This is a genomic window from Halalkalibacter suaedae, assembly GCF_017939705.1.
Lineage (GTDB): Bacteria > Bacillota > Bacilli > Bacillales > Bacillaceae_D > Halalkalibacter > Halalkalibacter suaedae.
The window spans coordinates 24147-44611 of sequence record NZ_JAGKSQ010000012.1 but is presented as its reverse complement, the minus strand read 5'-3'; the positions used below and the strand labels follow the sequence as shown (position 1 = coordinate 44611).

At 39.8% G+C, this 20465-nt stretch carries 17 protein-coding genes; 13 read left to right on the top strand and 4 right to left on the bottom strand.

What is annotated here, in order from left to right; translation table 11 throughout:
- The first annotated feature begins 9 nt into the window (after positions 1-9).
- The 4 genes from nasC (at position 10) to nirD (ending at position 6566) form a co-directional block, all read left to right on the top strand.
- Positions 10-2169 (top strand): assimilatory nitrate reductase catalytic subunit NasC, encoded by a 2160-nt coding sequence (nasC, locus tag J7W16_RS19645; protein WP_210599188.1) that lies wholly within the window; start codon positions 10-12, stop codon positions 2167-2169.
- A gap of 123 nt (positions 2170-2292) precedes the next feature.
- Complete coding sequence (cobA, locus tag J7W16_RS19640) at positions 2293-3774, top strand: uroporphyrinogen-III C-methyltransferase (protein ID WP_210599187.1); 1482 nt, start codon at positions 2293-2295, stop codon at positions 3772-3774.
- 28 nt (positions 3775-3802) lie between these two features.
- Complete coding sequence (nirB, locus tag J7W16_RS19635; RefSeq protein WP_210599186.1) at positions 3803-6226, top strand: nitrite reductase large subunit NirB; 2424 nt, start codon at positions 3803-3805, stop codon at positions 6224-6226.
- Between the two features lie 13 nt (positions 6227-6239).
- The gene (gene nirD, locus J7W16_RS19630) at positions 6240-6566 is read left to right on the top strand and encodes a nitrite reductase small subunit NirD (RefSeq protein ID WP_210599185.1); all 327 of its coding nucleotides are present in this window, start codon (positions 6240-6242) and stop codon (positions 6564-6566) included.
- 66 nt (positions 6567-6632) lie between these two features.
- Here nirD and J7W16_RS19625 read toward each other — a convergent pair whose 3' ends face one another.
- Positions 6633-7463 (bottom strand): undecaprenyl-diphosphate phosphatase, encoded by an 831-nt coding sequence (locus J7W16_RS19625; RefSeq protein WP_210599184.1) that lies wholly within the window; start codon positions 7461-7463, stop codon positions 6633-6635.
- Between the two features lie 243 nt (positions 7464-7706).
- Between J7W16_RS19625 and J7W16_RS19620 the strand changes: the two genes are divergently transcribed.
- The 4 genes from J7W16_RS19620 to J7W16_RS19605 all read left to right on the top strand — a co-directional run bounded on the left by J7W16_RS19620 (position 7707) and on the right by J7W16_RS19605 (position 11318).
- Positions 7707-8525 (top strand): uroporphyrinogen-III synthase, encoded by an 819-nt coding sequence (locus J7W16_RS19620; RefSeq protein WP_210599183.1) that lies wholly within the window; start codon positions 7707-7709, stop codon positions 8523-8525.
- 281 nt (positions 8526-8806) lie between these two features.
- Positions 8807-9529 carry a 5-oxoprolinase subunit PxpB gene (gene pxpB, locus J7W16_RS19615; RefSeq protein WP_210599182.1) on the top strand — a complete coding sequence of 241 codons (723 nt, stop codon included), beginning with the start codon at positions 8807-8809 and terminating at the stop codon, positions 9527-9529.
- Between the two features lie 2 nt (positions 9530-9531).
- Positions 9532-10542, top strand: a complete 1011-nt coding sequence (locus tag J7W16_RS19610) for a 5-oxoprolinase subunit C family protein (protein WP_283246061.1) — start codon at positions 9532-9534, stop codon at positions 10540-10542.
- Positions 10543-10556: 14 nt separating this feature from the next.
- On the top strand, positions 10557-11318 hold the full coding sequence (locus J7W16_RS19605) for a 5-oxoprolinase subunit PxpA (protein WP_210599181.1): 762 nt from the start codon (positions 10557-10559) through the stop codon (positions 11316-11318).
- 735 nt (positions 11319-12053) lie between these two features.
- On the opposite strand, the gene J7W16_RS19600 is transcribed toward J7W16_RS19605, so the two are convergent.
- Positions 12054-12911, bottom strand: a complete 858-nt coding sequence (locus J7W16_RS19600; RefSeq protein ID WP_210599180.1) for a hypothetical protein — start codon at positions 12909-12911, stop codon at positions 12054-12056.
- Positions 12912-13445: 534 nt separating this feature from the next.
- Here J7W16_RS19600 and wrbA point away from each other — a divergent pair.
- Positions 13446-14066, top strand: coding sequence for an NAD(P)H:quinone oxidoreductase (wrbA, locus tag J7W16_RS19595; RefSeq protein WP_210599179.1), 621 nt, complete (start codon positions 13446-13448; stop codon positions 14064-14066).
- 382 nt (positions 14067-14448) lie between these two features.
- Here wrbA and mgtE read toward each other — a convergent pair whose 3' ends face one another.
- Entirely contained in the window at positions 14449-15816 is a 1368-nt protein-coding gene (gene mgtE / locus J7W16_RS19590; protein WP_210599178.1) for a magnesium transporter, read from the bottom strand.
- Positions 15817-16055: 239 nt separating this feature from the next.
- Between mgtE and J7W16_RS22320 the strand changes: the two genes are divergently transcribed.
- The 3 genes from J7W16_RS22320 to J7W16_RS19575 all read left to right on the top strand — a co-directional run bounded on the left by J7W16_RS22320 (position 16056) and on the right by J7W16_RS19575 (position 18264).
- Complete coding sequence (locus J7W16_RS22320) at positions 16056-17288, top strand: MFS transporter (protein WP_210599177.1); 1233 nt, start codon at positions 16056-16058, stop codon at positions 17286-17288.
- Between the two features lie 111 nt (positions 17289-17399).
- Positions 17400-17729, top strand: a complete 330-nt coding sequence (locus J7W16_RS19580; RefSeq protein ID WP_210599176.1) for a DUF2325 domain-containing protein — start codon at positions 17400-17402, stop codon at positions 17727-17729.
- Positions 17730-17736: 7 nt separating this feature from the next.
- Positions 17737-18264 (top strand): hypothetical protein, encoded by a 528-nt coding sequence (locus J7W16_RS19575; RefSeq protein ID WP_210599175.1) that lies wholly within the window; start codon positions 17737-17739, stop codon positions 18262-18264.
- Positions 18265-19230: 966 nt separating this feature from the next.
- Here J7W16_RS19575 and J7W16_RS19570 read toward each other — a convergent pair.
- Positions 19231-19974, bottom strand: coding sequence for a rhomboid family intramembrane serine protease (locus tag J7W16_RS19570; RefSeq protein ID WP_210599174.1), 744 nt, complete (start codon positions 19972-19974; stop codon positions 19231-19233).
- Positions 19975-20085: 111 nt separating this feature from the next.
- Between J7W16_RS19570 and acpS the strand changes: the two genes are divergently transcribed.
- Positions 20086-20448: a holo-ACP synthase gene (gene acpS / locus J7W16_RS19565; protein WP_210599225.1), complete on the top strand. Its 363-nt coding sequence runs from the start codon at positions 20086-20088 to the stop codon at positions 20446-20448.
- The last annotated feature ends 17 nt before the right edge of the window (positions 20449-20465 follow it).

Here is a 20465-nt window from a genome sequence, read left to right as displayed (position 1 = left end):
TGTGACGTTGTGACAGAATTATTACTCAAATACGTTCAAACGGTACAAGAGAAGATACAGTCCGAAAAAACGTATCAAACCCAATGTCCGTATTGCAGCATGCAATGCAAGATGGCAGTGGTCGAACAAAAAAGTGCCACCAAAACGAGTTATAAAACAATACCAGTTGATAACCCGACGTCTGAAGGAAGATTATGTGTGAAAGGCTTAAACGCCCATCAACATGTAATGCATCGCGACCGAATTAAGCAACCGTTATTGAAATCAGACGGGAAGTTTATACCGGTGTCATGGGAATATGCTCTTCAGGTTATGAAAGATAAATTTCAAGAGATTCAAATGGAATATGGAAATGACGCCGTTTCTGTTTATGGAGGTGGCTCCTTAACAAATGAAGAGTCTTATTTACTTGGGAAATTTGCGAGGGTTGCACTACAAACCAAATATATTGATTATAATGGACGTTTTTGTATGTCAGCTGCTGCGACTGCAGCTAATCAAGCATTTGGGATTGACCGTGGAATAACGAATCGACTTTCGGAAATTGAACAGACAGATTGTATTATTTTAGTCGGAACTAATATTGCTGATTGCCAGCCAACGATTATGCCATATTTTGAGCGTGCAAAGGAAAATGGCACGAAAATCATCGTTATTGATCCTCGAGAAACAGCAACGGCCAAGCTTGCTGATTTGCATTTACAGCTTAAGCCAGGAACAGACGCTGCTCTTGCGAATGGATTGCTTAAGCTATTACTTGAGGTTAAGGCAATAGATGAGACCTTTATTGCAAACCGGACAAATGGATTTGGAGAGCTAGTTGATCATCTATCTTCAATTACAATCGATGACGTTGTTGAAAAGACTGGTGTTGCTTACGAGGATCTTCAAAGGGCGGCAAACCTCTTTGGAAACGAAGAGAGAGGGATGATTTTCACAGCTAGAGGGGTTGAACAACAAACGGATGGGTATATGGCAGTCCGTAATTTTCTGAACATCCTAATGATTACAGGAAAAATTGGAAAGATAGGCTGTGGCTATGGTGCGATCACCGGTCAGGCAAATGGTCAAGGTGGGCGTGAACACGGGCAAAAGGCTGATCAGCTACCTGGTTATCGATCAATTGAAAATCAAGAGCATCGTGAATACATTGCAAATGTTTGGGGGGTAAAGGAGGAGGAGCTTCCTCGTAAAGGTGTGTCGGCATATGAAATGATGGAAAAGATTCATGAAGGCGAAATTAAAGCAATGTTCATTATGGGATCTAATCCGATTGTATCGAATCCAAACGCTACCTATGTCAAAGATGCACTCGAAAAGTTATCGTTTCTTGTCTCAGTAGATATGTTCATGTCTGAATCTGGTAAGCATGCAGACTTGATTTTGCCAACGACCTCATATCTTGAAGATGAGGGGACGATGACGAACTTAGAAGGACGTGTCATGCATCGTCCGGCATCAAAGGAAAAGCCAGGGCAGACCAAGCATGATTGGGAAATTCTATGTGAAGTCGCGAAAGTACTAGGGAAAGAAGAGCACTTTTCTTATTCGACGGTTGAAGACGTATTTAATGAGTTACGAGTAGCGAGTCGTGGAGGCATTGCCGACTATTATGGAATGACATATCAACGCTTAATGGAAGGTGACGGTCTCTTCTGGCCATGTCCGAGTGTTGATCATCCTGGGACGGAGACATTGTTTGAAAAAGAGTTTCACCATGAAGACAAGAGAAGTAGAATCATCCCGGTAACAAATGAAGCGGACTTTCGTAAAGAGCGAGTTAGTGAGAAATTCCCGCTTTATTTAACAACAGGGAGAGTCATGTCTCACTACTTATCTGGTGTCCAAACGAGAAAGAGTGCCGCACTTGCTGCAAGAGATGTGGAATCACATGTACAGATCCATCCAGAAACAGCGAGTGAATACGGAATTGATGAGAATGTGCTAGTTTGTGTTGAGTCGCAAAGAGGTAGGATTATTGTTCGAAGTCAATACTCGAAGAATATTAGAAAAGATACAGTATTCATCCCATTTCACTGGGGAGATTCTCAAAACGTTAATGATCTCATTTCAAATGAGTTGGATCCGACCTGTAGAATGCCTGGCTTCAAAGTGGCGGCTGTTACGGTTTCAGCTGTAGATCAGTTTTATACGGAAGCCTCAGTATGATCATTGTTGTCAGATTTTCTAATCGAAATTAGATAATTAAGCTGTCAGAATATTTAACAAGATCTAACAAGGGAGGTAATGATTGCTTTACACTAAGTAGTAAGGAGAAGGGGGGCAGTGAACATGCAAAAAGGCATTGTTTATTTTGTTGGAGCAGGACCAGGCGATCCAGAATTATTAACGATAAAAGGAAGACGAGTTTTGAGAGAAGCAGATGTAGTTGTGTTTGATCGATTAGTCAATCCCATTCTATTAACGGAAGTCAAATCGGATGCGAAACTGGTCTATTGCGGAAAACAACCATGTCAGCACTTTCTCAGACAAGAAGATATTCAAAAGGAATTACTCATACATGCAAGAAAAGGCAAGAAAGTTGTTCGCTTGAAAGGAGGAGATCCTGCTGTCTTTGGTCGTGTCGGCGAGGAAGCAGAATTACTCTCAGATAATAAGATAGACTATGAGATTGTCCCTGGGATTACGGCAGGGATTGCAGCACCGGCTTACGCTGGTGCGACAATTACTCACCGCGAGCACTCACGATCGTTTGCAGTTGTTTCAGGACATAGTAAGACAAAGGATGGCAAGCCGGATATAAAGTGGGAATCGCTAGCAGGTAGTGTTGATACGATTGTCTTTTATATGGGTGTGAAGCATCTACAATTAATAGCAGATCAATTGATCAATCATGGGAAACCCCAAGATACAGCTGTCCTAGTCATTCAGTGGGGAACACTTAGCAGGCAACGGACGATTGATGGAACACTGAAAACCATTGCTAGAAAAGTGAAGCAGGCAGAATTGACGAACCCAGCAATCATTGTAGTTGGTGATGTTGTCAAACTAAGAAAGAAACTACAATGGTTTGACCAACGATCGTTATCTGGAAAGGGTATCTTATTCCCAACGAGTGACCCGGCACAACAATTGATTGTCTCCGAGCTTAAGAGAGAGGGAGCCGATGTCTATCAGCACCCTAGATTAACTCAACGTTCCTTAATAAAGGAAACTCCATTTAAAGAAAGATGGAAGGATCTTAATTCCTGTGCAGAGCTAGTCTTTTTATCTGATGCTAGTGTTGACCATTTTATTGAAGCGATTAATGAATATGATTGTGACCTTCGAGAAATTCATTCAGTGTTCTACAGCAATAAGGATTCAACGAGAGATAGACTTTTGCAGATAGGCTGTCGCTCCAAAGAGTTTCATTCGGCCAAGAAGCTTATCAATCCGTTGTTTGTTGGAAGTGAGCTAGATATGAAATCTATTGATCTAGTAGACGTGCACAAAGTCAACCACTTGTTCACACATGAAGATATTGTCTCAGAGGGAGAGATTCAAGCATTTAATCGGCTTGTTGAAGAAGAGCATGCAGATACTTTAATCCTTAGCAGTAAAACACACGCCCTTAAATTTTTGAATTTTCTTAAAAAAGGCATAGTTAGTCGGGAAGGCCTTTCTAAATTGTCAATTCTATGTCAGGCAGATGCGGTTAAGGTATTAGGAAATGAAGGAATTCATCCAGATGTCGTATTCGAAGACGTAGGAAATATGACTCAGCTCATGACTCAGTTAACAGGACGACTTTTGTTAGCACAAGAAAGCTAAATATCATTTTAGATAGGAGAGGATTTTTGTGGGAGAGAGACTTGTACTTATTGGAAACGGTATGGCGGGAATTCGAACATTAGAGGAGATTATTAAAAAAGACCCAGCACGTTACTCAATGACTGTATTTGGAGAGGAACCTCATCCGAACTATAACCGAATCTTATTATCATCTGTGTTACAGGGGGATGCAGATGTAAATGATATCGTCCTGAATGATTATGACTGGTATGCAGAAAATGGAGTGATATTATATACAGGTGATCCTGTTATTAAGGTCGATACGAAGAAGCAAATTGTCTACAGTTCAAAAGGAATTGAGTGCCCTTATGATAAATTGATTTTCGCTACTGGTTCAAATCCGTTTATGCTGCCATTGCCAGGTGCAGATAAAGAAGGGGTTATTGCGTTCCGGAATATCAAAGACTGTGAAACAATGATCGAAACATCAAAAAATTATAAGAAGGCTGCCGTTATTGGTGGGGGACTATTAGGGCTAGAAGCTGCTAGAGGTCTATTAAATCTTAATATGAAGGTAGACGTCATTCATATTTCAAATACATTAATGGAAAGACAATTAGATGAACCGGCTGGCAAGATGCTTCAGGAAGAATTAGAAGGCCAAGGCATGAACTTCTTACTTGAGGCTCAAACGGAGAGTATTATTGGTCGGGACCGTGTCCAAGGTCTTCGTTTTAAAGATGGAACGAGTATTCAAGCAGATCTAGTTGTTATGGCTGTCGGAATTAAGCCGAATATTGATCTTGCTAAGAAAACGGGACTCAAGACAGAACGGGCAATTGTCGTTGATGATTATATGCAAACAAGCATTAAGAATGTCTATGCGGTTGGGGAATGTGCGGAGCATAGAGGAATCGCTTATGGTCTTGTTGCACCATTATATGAACAAGGTAAGGTACTTGCTGAGCATATTTGTGCATCTGAACCGATGACAAAACCAGGTTATCAAGGTTCCATTGTGTATACTCAATTAAAAGTATCTGGAGTAGATGTATTCTCAGCAGGGCGTTTCCAGGACAATTCTGAAACAAAAGCAATTCGAGTTCATGATGAATTCGAGGGGATTTATAAGAAGGTTGTTGTTCAAGATAACAAGATTGTCGGGGCCGTGCTATTCGGTGATACTGGTGATTCACCTCGTCTGTTAAATATGATGAGAAGTGGCGAAGATATCTCGCAAATGAGTAAAGTAGCGATCTTACCTTCTGAGAATTCTGGTACACGTGAAAGTCCTGTTGTTGCTATGGCTGATGGTGAGACCATTTGTGGCTGTAATGGAGTATCAAAGGGAGATATTTGTTCGGCCATCACTGATCAAGGATTGACATCAGTTGAACAGGTGAAGCAATGTACAAATGCAGGTCGTTCATGTGGTGGCTGTAAACCACTTATTGCGGATCTCTTAACACTTACAACAGGTGAATCTGTTGCAAATGCGAAAGAGCCAATGTGTAGTTGTACTGAGTTCTCACACGAGGAAGTCGTAGCTGAAATTCGTGAATTAGGCCTTTCTCATCCGCGAGAAGTGATGAATGTACTTGGCTGGGAGTCTGACGAAGGTTGTTCAAAATGTCGACCGGCAATTAACTACTACTTGAAAATGGTTGATCCAATTAAAAATCAGGATGATCCAACATCACGCTTTATTAACGAACGTGCCCATGCAAATATTAATCATAATGGTACATTTACCGTTGTTCCACGAATGTATGGTGGGGTCACGAATGCGGCTCAATTACGCAAAATTGCTGAAGTAGCGGATAAGTACGACGTTCCATTATTAAAGGTAACGGGTGGACAGCGGATCGATCTTGTCGGTATTGATAAGGATAATCTGCCAAAGGTATGGAAGGATTTAGACATGAGATCAGGCTCTGCTTATGCAAAAGCCTTACGTACTGTCAAAACATGTGTTGGTGCTCAGTTCTGTCGCTTCGGTACACAAGACTCGATCGGACTTGGGATTGAACTTGAGAAGAAATTTGAATATATTAATACTCCTCATAAAGTGAAAATGGCTGTTTCTGCTTGTCCGAGAAACTGTGCTGAATCAGGTATTAAAGACTTCGGTGTTGTTGGTGTTGATGGAGGCTGGGAGCTTTATGTTGCTGGTAATGGTGGTGTCGACCTTCGTGCTGGTGAATTATTCTGCAAGGTTAAAGAAAAAGATGAGCTGATTGATATCATTAGTTCCTTTATGCAATATTACCGTGAACATGCTCGTTACCTAGAGCGTACATCCCATTTTGTTGAACGTGTTGGCTTAGATCATATGAAGAAAGTCATTCTTGAAGATACAGAAGGCCGCAATGCATTGATTGAGAGAATGGATCTTGCTCTTTCAACTGGTAAGGACCCTTGGAAAGAAATCATCGAAAACGAAGAAAAGCAAAGTGAATACAAAAAGAACAATATAGAAGTACTTCAATAGGGGGGATTCCAAAATGAATCAGACAAAGAATGGAAATAAAGTTCAAGTAGCTGTGCTTTCAGAATTAACTCCGGGTGTTGGGAAGCGAGTCAAAGTTGCTGATGAAGAGGTTGCCTTATTTAAAAAAGGCGATGATACAGTGTTAGCCATTCAAAATAGTTGCCCTCATAAAGGCGGTCCCCTATCTGAAGGGATCGTCAGTGGCGACCATGTATTCTGTCCTCTTCATGATTGGAAGATCAATATGAAGGATGGCCAGGTACAGGCACCTGATCATGGCTGTGTGAAGCGATTTGATGTAGAAATTGAGGGTGAAGCTGTCTTTATCTATGTTGCATAGAAAGAATAAAAGATAAGGTCTTTGGTTTCATTCCAAAGCCTTATCTTTTTTATATTGAGGTGCTTATTAAAAGTAAACGAGATAGATTGCAAACGCCAAGACGATTCGATAAATCGCGAATGGTACGAGTTTGATTTTATTAATAAGCTTCAAGAAAAAGCGAATTGAAACTAGAGCGAAAATAAACGCACTAATAAAACCAACGACGAAAAATGGGATTGCATCAACAGTGAAATACTGCCAGTTCTTCAAAAGAGACAGCCCACTAGCTCCAACCATGATCGGAACAGCCATGATAAAGGTGAAGTCTGCAGCGGCCCGGTGACTCATTCCTAGTAATACCCCACCAGATATCGTCGAGCCGGATCGAGAGAATCCTGGCCAGAGTGATAAACATTGGATTAGTCCGACAACGAGTGCCTGCCTATAGGTAATTTGATCAACTGTTTGTATCGCGGGATCTTTTGAACTGAATTTGTCAGCGATAATCATCAAAATCGCACCGACAACTAAACCGATTAAAACGGTAGTAATTGAAAATAAATATTCATCAATATAGTCTTCAAGCAGAACCCCTAAAATACCAGCCGGAATAAGTCCGACAATTACTTGTGATAACTTAAGACGGTTTGTTTGTTCAGAAGACTTTTTACTAAACTTATTTAAGCCAAGTAGATCAATAAAGCGATCCTTAAAGACAACAACAACTGCAAGTATTGAACCGAGTTGAATGACAATTTTAAATGTATTCGCGGCATATTTTCCGAGGAATTGTTCTGATTGCAGCCACATATCATCTACAATAATCATATGTCCGGTTGATGAAACAGGGGCAAACTCAGTTAATCCCTCTACGATTCCAAGAATAATTGCTTTTAAGATTGTGAAGATATCCATCCATTTTAGCTCCTCGATCAAAATAAAAAACGGTTTCTATTTGCTTTACCGCTACTAATAATATAACAATTTCATTATTTATGATATATGTTTTAATAGTGATTCAATGTATTTTCTTTTAGAGCTTTGATTTGGTTGAAAAAAAGAGTGGGAACGTCTATTCATTGCTGAATGAGGCTTTTGTTCCAGATATTAATCCTTTATACTTAAGGAATCTACTATTCATGAAAGAGGGTGTTCTAGATGAAACAGGGTTTACTCGGAAAACGAGTTGTACTTGGTGCATCACGTAAAACGGAGGAAATGAGTACTTTAATTGAGAAACAGCAGGGTATCCCGTTAGTCCGCTCTCTTCAAGGGACGGTTTTCTTGGCTGATGAACAAGTAAAACCAGGTCTAGAAAAGATTATTGAGGAAAGCTATGATTGGATGATTTTCACAACTGGAATGGGAGCCCAAAGACTTGTTGATTTAGCATCCGATATGGGAATAAAAGATCAGTTTATTGAGGCGATTCATCATGCGAAGGTGGCGTCTAGAGGCTATAAAACATTTGCGGCATTAAAAAAATTGAATGTCACACCAGATGCTAAGGATGATGATGGGACAACGGCAGGAATGATGGAAGCTCTAAAAGACGTTGATTTTAACGGTAAACGAGTTGTCGTGCAATTACATGGAGAGAACGCTCCTCGTCTTATTACTTTTTTAGAGGAATCTGGAGCTACTGTTTTACAGCTTCTACCATATCAGCATGTTGATCCTGTATGGGATACCCTAGAAACATTGGTTAACGAAATGACGAATCAAGAGGTTGATGCTGTTTGTTTTACAGCTGCCATTCAAGTTCGTTCGTTTTTTAATTTCTTAAGAAGTAAAAATTACACTGAACGAGTCCTTGAAGCGTTTGAGGATAAAGTTGTTGCCGTTGCAGTTGGTAAGGTAACCGCAGAGGCGTTACAGGAAGAGGGAGTCAAACGGATTATTTCCCCTGAAATAGAACGAATGGGTGCAATGATTATTGAGCTTTCACATTATTACGAAGCGCAACAAAATAACTAGTAACATAGGGTGTCTCTTTCTGTGAGGCATCCTTCATTTATAGAGTTTGTTCAAAAAGGATGGTTTTTCCCTTTTTGAACAAACTCAAAGCAATGAGTGTAGTCGCTACATCCTTTAAAGTCTTGTGATGAGTGGTCTCCTCATCACAAGACGCGTAGCGAACGAAGCCATTACGTTATTGAACATGTTCTTATAGATGAACTGAGTCTAACAAGGACCTAAGTATAATTCCTTCATCTATAATAATATGACACATAAGATAGAGAGGGAGTGCTATCTAAATGACCTCCATTCAGCTTGAAACGAACATAAGATTTATTAGTGAGACTGCTGTTACAATATATGTAGGGCAGGAAATCTCAGAGGAAAATCACGAAAAGGTGAAAGCGTTATCAACTAAATTAGAGAACGATCCTTTTCAAGGTTTAATAGAAGTTGTCCCAGGATTTTATAGTGTCACAGTTCACTTTGACCCACTACTAGTAATGAGGGTGAAACAACAAGGAGAGACAACTAGTGATTACATTCGGAGCTTCCTCACAGATAGCGTCAAAACAATCGACTTGAATAAAAAGATTCCTGTAAGAGAAATCGAAATCCCTGTTGTATACGGGGGGCAATATGGACCTGATTTACTTGAAGTTGCACAGTTTCATCAACTAACAGAAGAAGAAGTGATTAACCTTCATTCAAGTAAGAGTTATTTAGTCTATATGCTTGGTTTCGCTCCTGGCTTTCCGTACCTGGGCGGATTGTCTTCTAAATTGACCACACCAAGAAGGAAAAAGCCTCGACTTAGAATCAAGCAAGGGTCAGTTGGTATAGGAGGCGAACAAACGGGAATCTATCCAATCGAATCACCAGGTGGCTGGCAGATTATTGGGCAAACACCTACATCTTTGTTTTCTCCAATTAATCATTCACCTTGTTTACTCCAGGCGGGTGATCGTATTCGCTTTAAACCGATCACTGAAGAGGAATTTCTGTTACTGAAGGAGGATTAACTATGAGCATGGAGCTTCTTAAGTCAGGTCTTTTGACGACAATTCAGGATTTAGGGAGAATTGGTTATCAGCGTGATGGCGTGATTGTAAGTGGTGCAATGGATCCATTCTCGTTAAGACTGGCGAATACTCTTATCGGAAATAATGATAATGATGCAGGGCTTGAAATTACGTTCTCAGGTCCTTCTATACGATTTAAGAAGGAAACCTTACTCGCTATAACTGGAGCTAATCTTTCGCCTATGATCGATGGTCGCCCTGTTCCATTAAACCGTCCCGTTCTTATCAAAGGAGGAAGAATTCTTTCTTTCGGTCAAGTACAATCAGGCTGTCGAGCATATGTGGCAGTAGCTGGTGGTTGTGATGTTCGGAAGGTTATGGGGAGCCGCAGCACCTATTTGCGTGCTAAATTGGGTGGTTATAATGGAAGAGCCTTAAAAGGAGGAGATGAAATTCCGATTGGAGAGGCAACAACAAAAGCTAAGAAGCTAATAGCTAGTGTAAAAGAAAGCAATCCTGACTCGTTTGCATCAACTAACTGGGACGTTCGTTCACCATACTCTTTCTCTTATAAACGTCCACATTTGGTACGGGTCATGGAGGGACAACATTTCGATCTCTTCAAAGCTGAAAGTAAGATGGCTTTTTTTGAGGAGAAATTTAAAGTGAGTCCAGAATCGGATCGAATGGGTTACCGTCTTGCAGGAAACATATTGTCGCTAAAAGAACCAGTCAACATCGTTTCAGAGCCTATAACAACTGGTGCAATTCAAGTTCCAGCAAACGGAAATCCTATTATCTTGATGGCCGATCGTCAGACGACAGGGGGTTATCCGATCATCGGTCAGATTAGCTCTGTTGATCTTTCTGTAATTGCTCAAGCGAAGCCAGGTGAAGAAATTTATTTTCAAAAGATCACGCTACAAGAAGCTGAAACCCTTTATTTAAAGAGAGAATATGAAGTGAATGAAATAAAGGCCGGAATTAATGCGAAGCTCCTTGCAAGCAAGTAAAGGGGATGAAAGAGTTGGTAACAGTAGACTTAAATAGTGATGTAGGAGAAAGCTTTGGTGCTTTTAAAGTCGGTGAAGACCGAGAATTAATGAAGCATATTACATCAGCGAATATTGCCTGTGGTTATCATGCTGGAGATCACAATATTATGGCTGAAACGGTGAAGCTAGCCATTGAGCATGGCGTTAAAATTGGGGCACATCCAGGGTTTGCAGACCTTATTGGATTCGGAAGACGTGCAATTGAAACGAGCAAAGAGGATATTTTCCATTCGGTTGTTTATCAAATTAATGCGTTAAGAGGATTTTGTCAGATGAATGGTGTGAAGATGAATCATGTTAAGCCACATGGTGCGCTTTATAATCAAGCTGCCATAAATCCGGAAATAGCAGAGGCCATTGCCAAAGCCGTCTTTGTAACAGATCCAACTCTTATTTTATACGGATTATCTGGAAGTGCACTAATTAAGGCTGGAAAAAAGTATCGATTAACGGTAGCAAATGAAGTTTTTGCAGACAGAACCTATCAGATCGATGGAACATTAACCCCGAGAAGAGAACCGAATGCATTAATACATGACTCGCAAATAGCAGTTGAGCAGGTACTTTTAATGGTACAGGAGAAAGTGGTAAAGACAGTAGATGGGACGTTTATTCCTATTGAAGCAGATACGGTTTGTTTGCATGGAGATTCAAAGGATGCGGTTCGTTTTGGAATGGACCTGAGAGTACGTTTAGAACGGGAAGGGATTATTGTTAGGTCATTGGGTAATTAATTCAATGTGGCTTTTTAGAGTGTAAATGTTCATAGCGACCACTTTAATTCTCAATAACAAGAAAAGAAAACCGTTCCGTTTACCGTAATACACTGCTTCGACTTCGCTACCGGGATGGGGGGCACGCTTTCCGCAGGAGGGCATGGAACTAACCGGCTTCGCTGGTGGATTTCCATTTGCCCTTATTTCCTGCAGGAGTCGGCCCGCCCATCCCGTCCGCTTGATAAGAGGATAGATGAGAAGTCACTTACTTTCTAATCCCTCCTGAATAGGGGCATATTTAGACAGTCAAAAGTTTCTTATATGTTGAATATATTTATTAGATATGCTTGTTTCATAGTTCATGAACTTAACAAGAATTAGCAAATTGATGCTGGTAAAATGGCATACCTCTATTAGTTCAAAGAGAAAGTGTGGATCTATGCAAAACTCCTTTGAGAGTATTAATTCTCAAAGGAGTTTTTTTAAAAGCTCTGAACAAAACGAAAGAGACTAGGACAAAATTAAAGTGTCTAACTGAAATAGCGAACAAAGCAATTACGTAGCGGATGAAATATACGTAGACTCCTGCGGGATGTAAAAGCCAAGGGTGAGACCCCACAGGCGTAGACGAGGAGGCTCACCGGCTTCCCGCGGAAAGCGAAGTATATTTCAGGAGCGGTTTACGTCCACCACCTATCATTATTCGGACTTTCTATTAGTTGAATCACTTTTCTCCCAACCTCTCTTTTCTAGTTACTTCTGCTGTACATCAATGACATTTCCATCGATTGTTACACTCTTAATTGTTTCATCGTTTAAAAAGAGTCTTTCTTGGTCTTCATTTAGATTGTACTGCCACTTAAAGCCAGATTCAGTTGTGCTTGTAGATCCTGCTTTTAATTCAAACGTTTTTTCATCTATTGTTGTGACTGTAACGACTGGTGTGTAGGTTGGTAGGAATTCTGTCTCTCCGTCTTGGCGTGTTCCTTCAATCCCTATACCATTTGCTGAGATATTGATAGCATCAAGCTGTAATTTCTCATCATCCTCTGCCAAATTCAAATCAACGCTGATATTTTGCGAGGTAGGGCTTTCACTACCTATGAAGGTAAGATGGAAAGGTCCGTTAACCAAAACCTCATCTGTTTTACTATCTAAGACTTTATCAGCCGAAATCGTTAATTTTTCCCCACTGATGTTTTTGGTTGTATCGATGTCGAACATAATCATCAGCTTCTTACGGTCCTCGGTCATTTGTTGATCTACCATATAACTCGCATTCTGTTTCCAGCCTAACTCAAGATTAGGTATCACCACATCATTTTGAAAGGCAGTTCCGTCTTCCTTCTCAAATGAAACGAGTATGAGAGCACTCTTCCCACCGATGATACTTTCTTCAACTGCCATTTTAATACCTGAAACGCTAATAGATTGATTAACTGATTGGCTTTCAATTCCACTCTCTTGTGCACCAAAGAACATTGAAAAATAATCAGTATTCTGTGCTGCAACCGATGCAGACCCGATAATAAATAATGTTGAGGTGACAACAAGCCCCGTTTTAAGTAATTTCCCTCCGAAGTTTTTCTTGCCTGGTTTTACATTTTTCATATTAATTCCTCCATTACATTACTTCAACTAAGCTTTAATACTTGGTTGAGTGTTTTTAGTATAGGGAGGACTTCTAAAGAAACTATAAAGATAGAATTAAGGTTATCTAAATTTAGGGACATATTTCCATAGGGCTTCGAGGTTTTAGTCAAGTGGAGGTCCAAGTCTCTGTTAAATGAATGCTATATAAATCCGAACAACGATAGTTGGCGGACGTAAATCGCTCCTGAAATATACTTCGCTTTCCGCGGGAAGCCGGTGAGCCTCCTCGTCTACGACTGTGGGGTCTCACCTTTGGCTTTTGCATCCCGCAGGAGTCTACGTATATTTCATCCGCTACTAATTGCTTTGTTTGGTATTTCAGTTAGACACTTTAGTTTTGTTGCGGCTTCTTCCTATAGAACATTTTAAAACACTCTATAATTATCGATTAGATGTTTAGACAGTCAATGTTAAGTGGTATATATCAACTAATGCAGTGGAAAAATAACCTTGTTTGAAATGGAGTCTAATAGAAGTAGAGGGAGTGTTTGAATGGCGAATATTCTAATTCCTTATTACAGTGCTTATGGTCATATTTATGAAATGGCACAGTCTGTTGCTGAAGGAGCGAAGCGAGTAGATGGAACCGAAGTGAAGATAGTGAAAATTGAAGAGTTTGATGCTGTGAAGGAAGCGATGTCAGGACAAGAGGCATATGTACAAGCCCAAAACGTTCAAGATGCTGTGGAAACTGCGACACACGATCACTTACGTTGGGCTGATGGAATCATTTGGGGAATTCCAACACGTTATGGGTCAATGCCTGCACAAATGAAACAATTTCTAGATTCTGCTGGTGGACTTTGGGCAAGTGGAGAATTAGAAGGGAAAGTTACTTCCATCTTTACAAGTACAGGTTCCGTACATGGGGGGCAGGAGACGACCATCATTACGTCTTTAGTACCGCTCCTACACTTTGGCCTACTTTATGTTGGATTACCATACAGTGAAAATCCTGAACAGTTAACTAAAGAAGGTATTGGAGGGACGCCGTATGGTGCTTCTACTCTTGCTGGACCAGACGGATCAGCAACACCAGATCAAAGGGATCTAACGATGGCGGGTCGTCTAGGAGCCCGAGTCGCAAAAATAGCAGGAAAGCTATCATCATAAGGTAACCTTAGTAAAGGAAGGGTAGCTCTCGAAAAATCCCATTAGGAGATTCAAGGAAGTAGTGATGGTTCAAGATACTGCACGCCTTTATATCAATTGTCAATAAACTGCTATATTTAAGAAGGTCTAAAATAGTGTGAAGGGTATGATTTATAGTATAATTAAAAGCAATGCTAGATGAAAAAGGTGTGTTAGAAATGAGAATGTCAAATAAGAAACTTTTTGCACTGATTGCAGGGATAGCAATAGTATATGGTCTTTCATATTGGATAATTGGTGGTCTCTTCATAAACTAAGACAAAAAAAGAGTGTCTCTCAAACGGTTCATTCGAACCATTTTTGAAACACTTTTTTTACTATTTCCAGGGGAATTTGTCGAAACTCATAAGGCTGTTAATTGGCTTAAAAAAGCGGTAGCTATTCCAAAATAGATCATTAAAGAGAAAATGTCATTTATCGTAGTAATAAGTGGGCCTGATGCGACAGCTGGATCGATACCAAAACGGTGAAGCATTAATGGAATCATTGTTCCAGCTAATGTCCCAACAACTAGCGTGATTAAAAGTGATGCCCCAACGACAAATCCTAAATAAATGTTTTGATCCTGCCAAAAATAAGCGATTAAAGAAATTAAGATGCCACAGGTTAATCCAATAATTAATCCAACTCGGAGTTCACGTAAAATCAATTTAACAACAGTCGCACGATCAACATCTGCGGTTACAATCCCTCGTACAACAACTGCTAGTGACTGAGTTCCGGTATTTCCGGTCATTCCAGCGATCATAGGCATAAAGAAAATAAGTGCAACTACTTGATCCAATGTTGCTTCAAAACCACTAATAATGCTTCCAGATAAGAGGCCGATAAATAAAAGAAGAACGAGCCAAGGAAGCCGTCGAATCGAAGCCGTTATTGCTTTTGTATTAAAATCGATATCTCTACCTACTGCAGAGAGTCTTTCAATGTCTTCGTTCGCTTCTCTAATAAAGACATCTATGGCATCATCAACTGTGATAATACCTAGTAGTTTATTATGATCATCCACAACAGGAACTGCAATGAAGTCATAACGTTCGATTGTTTGAGCAACATCTTCTTGGTCATCATTTACGTGAACTGAAACTACCCTACTAAACATTAATTCTTCTATTTGCACATCAATATCTGCAATTAACAGATCGCGATAGGAGACAACCCCGACTAACTTCTTTTCAGCATTAATTACATATAGATAATAAATATTCTCTGAAAAGCTAGCGTAGGTTTTTAGTTTTTCAACTGCTTGACGAACCGTTTGGTCAGCATGAATCCATACGAATTGATTTGTCATCAAGCCCCCTGCTGAGTCGGCTGGATAGCTCATTAAAGATTGAATATGCTGTGAATCCTCTTTCTTCATTACATCGAGAAACTCTTGGATACGGTCAACGGATAATTCGTTCAAAAGATCGGCTAAGTCATCGTTGTCCATTAGATTCATAACCTTTGATGAACGTTCAATCCCTAATTTATGTAAGATTTCGATTTGTAATTCAGAATCAAGCTCTTGAATCAAATCAGCAACTTGATCAGGTGTTAGAAACGTAATAAATTTATGGTGATGCTTATCTGGTAACCCTATGTAAATCTGTGCTACATCGTATGGATGTAATTCCTCCAAAAGCTGCTGTAGAGCCCCTCGCTTCGCCTCTTTTAAATACTTGATCACTAATACTAATAATTGATCTTCTGTCATATTTGCAACCATCCGAAATCTCACCTCCTATAATCACTAACTTTACAAAAAAAACGAAAAACTGTCTAACTATACTTTAACCTCAATACCCTTTTTTATGAAAAAGTAAGCATGAAATACCTATATAGACAGCCTTATAACGTTTTTACCACACTCTTTTACAAAGAATTTACAGTGGCTTCACCTTCAATTGCTACAATAAATAAGCGTCTATTGGGGGATGGGCTGCAACTACAATTGGGGGTTAGACTGTGAAGGATGAAAAAGGCAGGTCAGAGAAAGAGGTCACGATTGTTGCCCTTATAACGGCTCTTTGTCTTTTAGGGGATTCAATGCTGTATGTAGCCTTGCCTCTTTTTTATCGAGAAGCAGGACTGGAATCGCTCTGGGAAGTCGGTTTGATTCTTTCCTTAAACCGTTTTGTTCGCATTCCAATTAATCCAATCGTTGGATGGGTATATCGGAGACTTCAGCTGCGAACAGGCCTTTCTATTTCTGTCATATTAGCAATTGTTACGACAGTTGGTTATGGGGTTGGTTCAGGCTTACTCGTTTGGATTCTTTTAAGATTAGTTTGGGGAGTTGCTTGGTCCTTTTTGAGACTAGGTGGATTTTATGTTGTACTCGAAGTCGCCTCTGAGCATAATCGTGGTGAGCAGATGGGGCGTTATAATGGACTTTACCGCTTAGGAAGTCTTGGTGGAATGATAGGTGGCGGGCTACTTGTCAATATCATTGGTTTTAACTCAACGGCAATATTATTTGGATTACTTATGCTTATAGGTCTTCCGCTTGTTTACATAACGATACCGAAAATCAAGCCTGAAAAATTTGAGAAACCACCCGTACCTTTAAGGTTATTTGGTTTGACTAGGAAATGCTTAGCTGTGATCATGAGCGGACTAATTCTAGCCTTTCTTATACAGGGCTTCTTCACTTCTTCATTAACACTTGTCATGGCAGATCATTTTGGAAGCGACGTTTCACTAATTGGGGTCACAATTGGAATAACTGCTTTAGCTGGTATTTTGCAGGGACTAAGATGGTTATGGGAGCCTTATTTGGCTTTGAAAATAGGCGTATGGTCAGATGGGGAAAATGGAAGGCTTCCGTTATTTCTCGTTTCGCTTGGACTATCATCAATTGGTTTTTATATTTTATCAATATCCCTTTCTATTTACCTTTGGATGATAATCTTACTTGTCGTAATGATGGCATCTACAGCATTAACTACTTTAATTGATACGTTAGCAACCGATGTGGCAAAAGGGGAGAATGCCAAACAGTTAATGACTACCTACATCATTTTTTTAGATATTGGAGCCGCCTTTGGGCCGATTGTTACATATATGCTTCTTTCCTTTGGGATGAGAATAACAAATGTCTTTACTTGTGCAGCCGTTCTTTTTATCTGCTTATTTGCTTATTGGTTCCGGTTCTATCGCTTAGATCTACAAGAAGGTCAAACAAAAAAGACAGCATAAAAATAGTGGGATTGAATTGAATAAATTACCATAGGCTATTGACAATGAGAACCAATCTCAATTATTATAGTGATAATGATAATTGTTATCACTAAAAAAGGAGGTAGGACCATGTCGTCATTAATGATTGTTGGGGCGGATCGTTTAGGCTCAATACCAAAGAGATTAGAAGAGATGGGTTTTGATGAAATTATTCATCTCACTGGGAGAAAGGTTCAAATGGTCAAAAGAGATATACCTGCTCATATTGATTTGATATTGGTTCTAACGGACTTTATTAATCATAATTTGACGAGTGTTTTGAAAAAAAAGGCTAGCGAACAGGAGATACCTATCTGTTATGCGAAGCGTTCGTGGTGTTCAATCTATCAAGCAATTGGTGATTGTGACTACGATTGCCCGAAGAGGGATACTTGTATGCTAAAACGTGGACGGGGTTGAGCAATGAATGAATAATAATCATACAATCGAAGAATGTTACAGCTTCCTTGCATGTCCGTATCGTTTTCCTCAAGAGAAGCAGATACATAATACTGTCAAAGATAGCTGGCAACAAGCCTTACAAAATAGTATTAATGATATAATTGAAACATTTTATAGGATTACATACGAGGAACGAACAAGCCTTCGTCTGTTTGCTCTTCTAAGTCAGAATTGGGAGAACTTTGATCGCTCCCTTTTTCTCTCACAGCAACATTTTATCTTAGTATGTGCAACTGTGACTGATCATTTATTAAAGCTACTAACAACGGTCAAAGAGAAGAAAAATCCTTTTTTGAACCTAAGCGAACCAACCTTTGAAAAAGGGGAAGTAGTTATTGAGAAGGTGTTAGTGGATGTCGATGAAGAGCTATTCTCGGCTTATTGTCAGACGGCTATGACATATAGCTATAATGCTTACAAGTGCATCCCGAAAAGAATTGAAGTCTTTGATATTTTAAATGCGAAAAGATATGTTCATTATCCTGGTTTGTAAGTGAATAATCAGCTGTCGAAGCCCATAATGATTTTCATTACGGGCTTCAGCTTGTCGACGTAGTTTCTACTATAGAAAAATTAACCTTGAGTGATTTTTTATTCGAATGAGTCTAATGCAGGAGAAATCTCCAATCATACTCAAAGTACTAGTCTTATTTCTAAGAAAAAAGAGGCTAGGACATATGTGTTTAACCAAATGATAAGCCGAACAATCAAAGCTGGTGTAGAAACGCCGCTACTGAAATATACTACGCTTTCCGCGGGAAGCCGGTGATCCTCCTCGGCTATGCCTGTGGGGTCTCACCTTTGGCTTTTAGATCCCGCAGGAGTCTACGTATATTTCATCCGCTAAGTTTTTGATTAGTTCGGGATTTCAGTTAAACACTTTAGTTATGACTCGACTTCTTTTTTAAACTGATAAAAGATAAGTGTAAATAAAATAAATACTTTTAAGGATAAAAGGATAAATCGAGCAGGGGGATGACATGCAGACTCTTGTGGGATCAGTAAGCGATGCCCCTGATAAGTGTGAATTTTGATTCGTTTGGGGTAAAAAATAGGAGACCGGTAAGAATGATCAATATTATGAATCATTCTTACCGGTCTCCTTATTTAATTTTTCTTTTTTTGTTTTTTAAGTTGATGTTTCGTTTGAGATCAACTCGAAAATTGTGGTAGCACTCTGAACTGTATCAAAGGTTTTAATTTCCCTTGATCTTCACTGTTAAGAGGAAATTCAATCTATCCTTTCATCTAAGCGGACGGGATGGGAGGGCCGACTCCTGCAGGAGGGAAGGGCAGGTTGAAATCCACCGGCGAAGCCGGTTAGTTCAACGCCCGCCTGCGGAAAGCGTGCCCCCCATCCCGGTAGCGTGTTCGAAGCGACTTTTTATGGCCTTGAAAATGTGGTCTCACCAGGCACTCGCGGAAAGCGTAGTGTCATTCCTTTTCAAGCTATATCCAGTTAAATAATTTGTGAAAGAATTCCATATAGGATTAGGATCGCAAGGCCGATCCAGATTACTTTTGATAATCGCTTCTTGTTTCTTTGTTTGTTCTGCCAGCGATTTGGGTTGAAAACGGGTTCGCTTGGTTCAACAAAGGACCTCTGTGCGTAGAAAGGCTTTGCTCCGATGAGGAAAAGGGGAGCAAGGGCAGCACCAGAAATAAGTCCAAATAAATGGGCTAGAATATTAATATTTGAGTTTACAAAGGTCATGACTAATCCAATGATTAGAATCGTCATCACGAGTTGTCCGTTTTCTTGATCAATTAGGTCTTTTCTATTAACAACAAGGTACAAATAAAGACCGAGTAGACCATAAATAGCACCTGAAGCACCTAAATGCTGGGTGTATGGGTCTCCTAAATAGAAGTAGGCAATATTTGCGATTACACCTGTAAGTAAATAGAAGAGAATGAACTTAAATCGACCGAGCATTTTTTCAAGTGCTGGTCCGAATATGACGAGAGAGAACGAATTAAAAAGGACATGTGCGGTTCCAATGTGTAAGAAAATAGGTGTTACGAGTCTCCAATAATCGCCATTTGCTACTGCGAGATTATTACCAATTCCTAAAGTGAGGACCCATCTCCCCATCGGTAGAAAGTTAATCCAAAGAAACAGGATTAAGTGAATGGCCACAAGAACGGTGATGATTGGATAGTTTCTTCTAAAGGAATAGAAGGTTTCATTTCTAATAAACATGATACAGCCTCCTTATCTATTTGTTATTATAACAGAGAAACCGAAAACATCCTCAAATAAGACTATGAGTGGAAACCTTATAGCATGAATATTGAAAAAGTAGGTGAGAAGATGATTAAAGGAATTGGAATAGATATTGTTGAGATTGAACGGATAGATGGTGTAATGAAGCGTCAGCCAGCTTTTGCTAATAAAATTCTAACAGAAAAAGAAAAGGTGCTTTTTGATTCGATGCAAGGAAGAAGAAAGATTGAATTTCTTGCGGGGAGATTTGCTGCCAAGGAAGCCTTTGTTAAGGCAGCGGGTACAGGCATCTCCAAACAGTATAGTTGGCATGATATTACAATTGAAAAAGAAAAATCAGGTAGACCTATCATGAGTGTTGAAGGAGTCGGAGATACGCTTCATCTCTCGATTTCACATAGTTTCTCATACGCGGTTGCCCAAGTAATTATTGAAAGCTTGGAAAGCTAGTCTGCATATTGCTCAAG

Coding starts and splice junctions, on each gene's coding strand:
- mgtE (WP_210599178.1), bottom strand. CDS start 15,816: ATGGTTGCAAATATGACAGAAGATCAATTATTAGTATTAGTGATCAAG.
- J7W16_RS19620 (WP_210599183.1), top strand. CDS start 7,707: ATGAAACAGGGTTTACTCGGAAAACGAGTTGTACTTGGTGCATCACGT.
- J7W16_RS19575 (WP_210599175.1), top strand. CDS start 17,737: ATGAATAATAATCATACAATCGAAGAATGTTACAGCTTCCTTGCATGT.
- J7W16_RS19610 (WP_283246061.1), top strand. CDS start 9,532: ATGAGCATGGAGCTTCTTAAGTCAGGTCTTTTGACGACAATTCAGGAT.
- pxpB (WP_210599182.1), top strand. CDS start 8,807: ATGACCTCCATTCAGCTTGAAACGAACATAAGATTTATTAGTGAGACT.
- J7W16_RS19580 (WP_210599176.1), top strand. CDS start 17,400: ATGTCGTCATTAATGATTGTTGGGGCGGATCGTTTAGGCTCAATACCA.
- J7W16_RS19600 (WP_210599180.1), bottom strand. CDS start 12,911: ATGAAAAATGTAAAACCAGGCAAGAAAAACTTCGGAGGGAAATTACTT.
- wrbA (WP_210599179.1), top strand. CDS start 13,446: ATGGCGAATATTCTAATTCCTTATTACAGTGCTTATGGTCATATTTAT.
- J7W16_RS19570 (WP_210599174.1), bottom strand. CDS start 19,974: ATGTTTATTAGAAATGAAACCTTCTATTCCTTTAGAAGAAACTATCCA.
- J7W16_RS19625 (WP_210599184.1), bottom strand. CDS start 7,463: ATGGATATCTTCACAATCTTAAAAGCAATTATTCTTGGAATCGTAGAG.
- cobA (WP_210599187.1), top strand. CDS start 2,293: ATGCAAAAAGGCATTGTTTATTTTGTTGGAGCAGGACCAGGCGATCCA.
- acpS (WP_210599225.1), top strand. CDS start 20,086: ATGATTAAAGGAATTGGAATAGATATTGTTGAGATTGAACGGATAGAT.
- nirD (WP_210599185.1), top strand. CDS start 6,240: ATGAATCAGACAAAGAATGGAAATAAAGTTCAAGTAGCTGTGCTTTCA.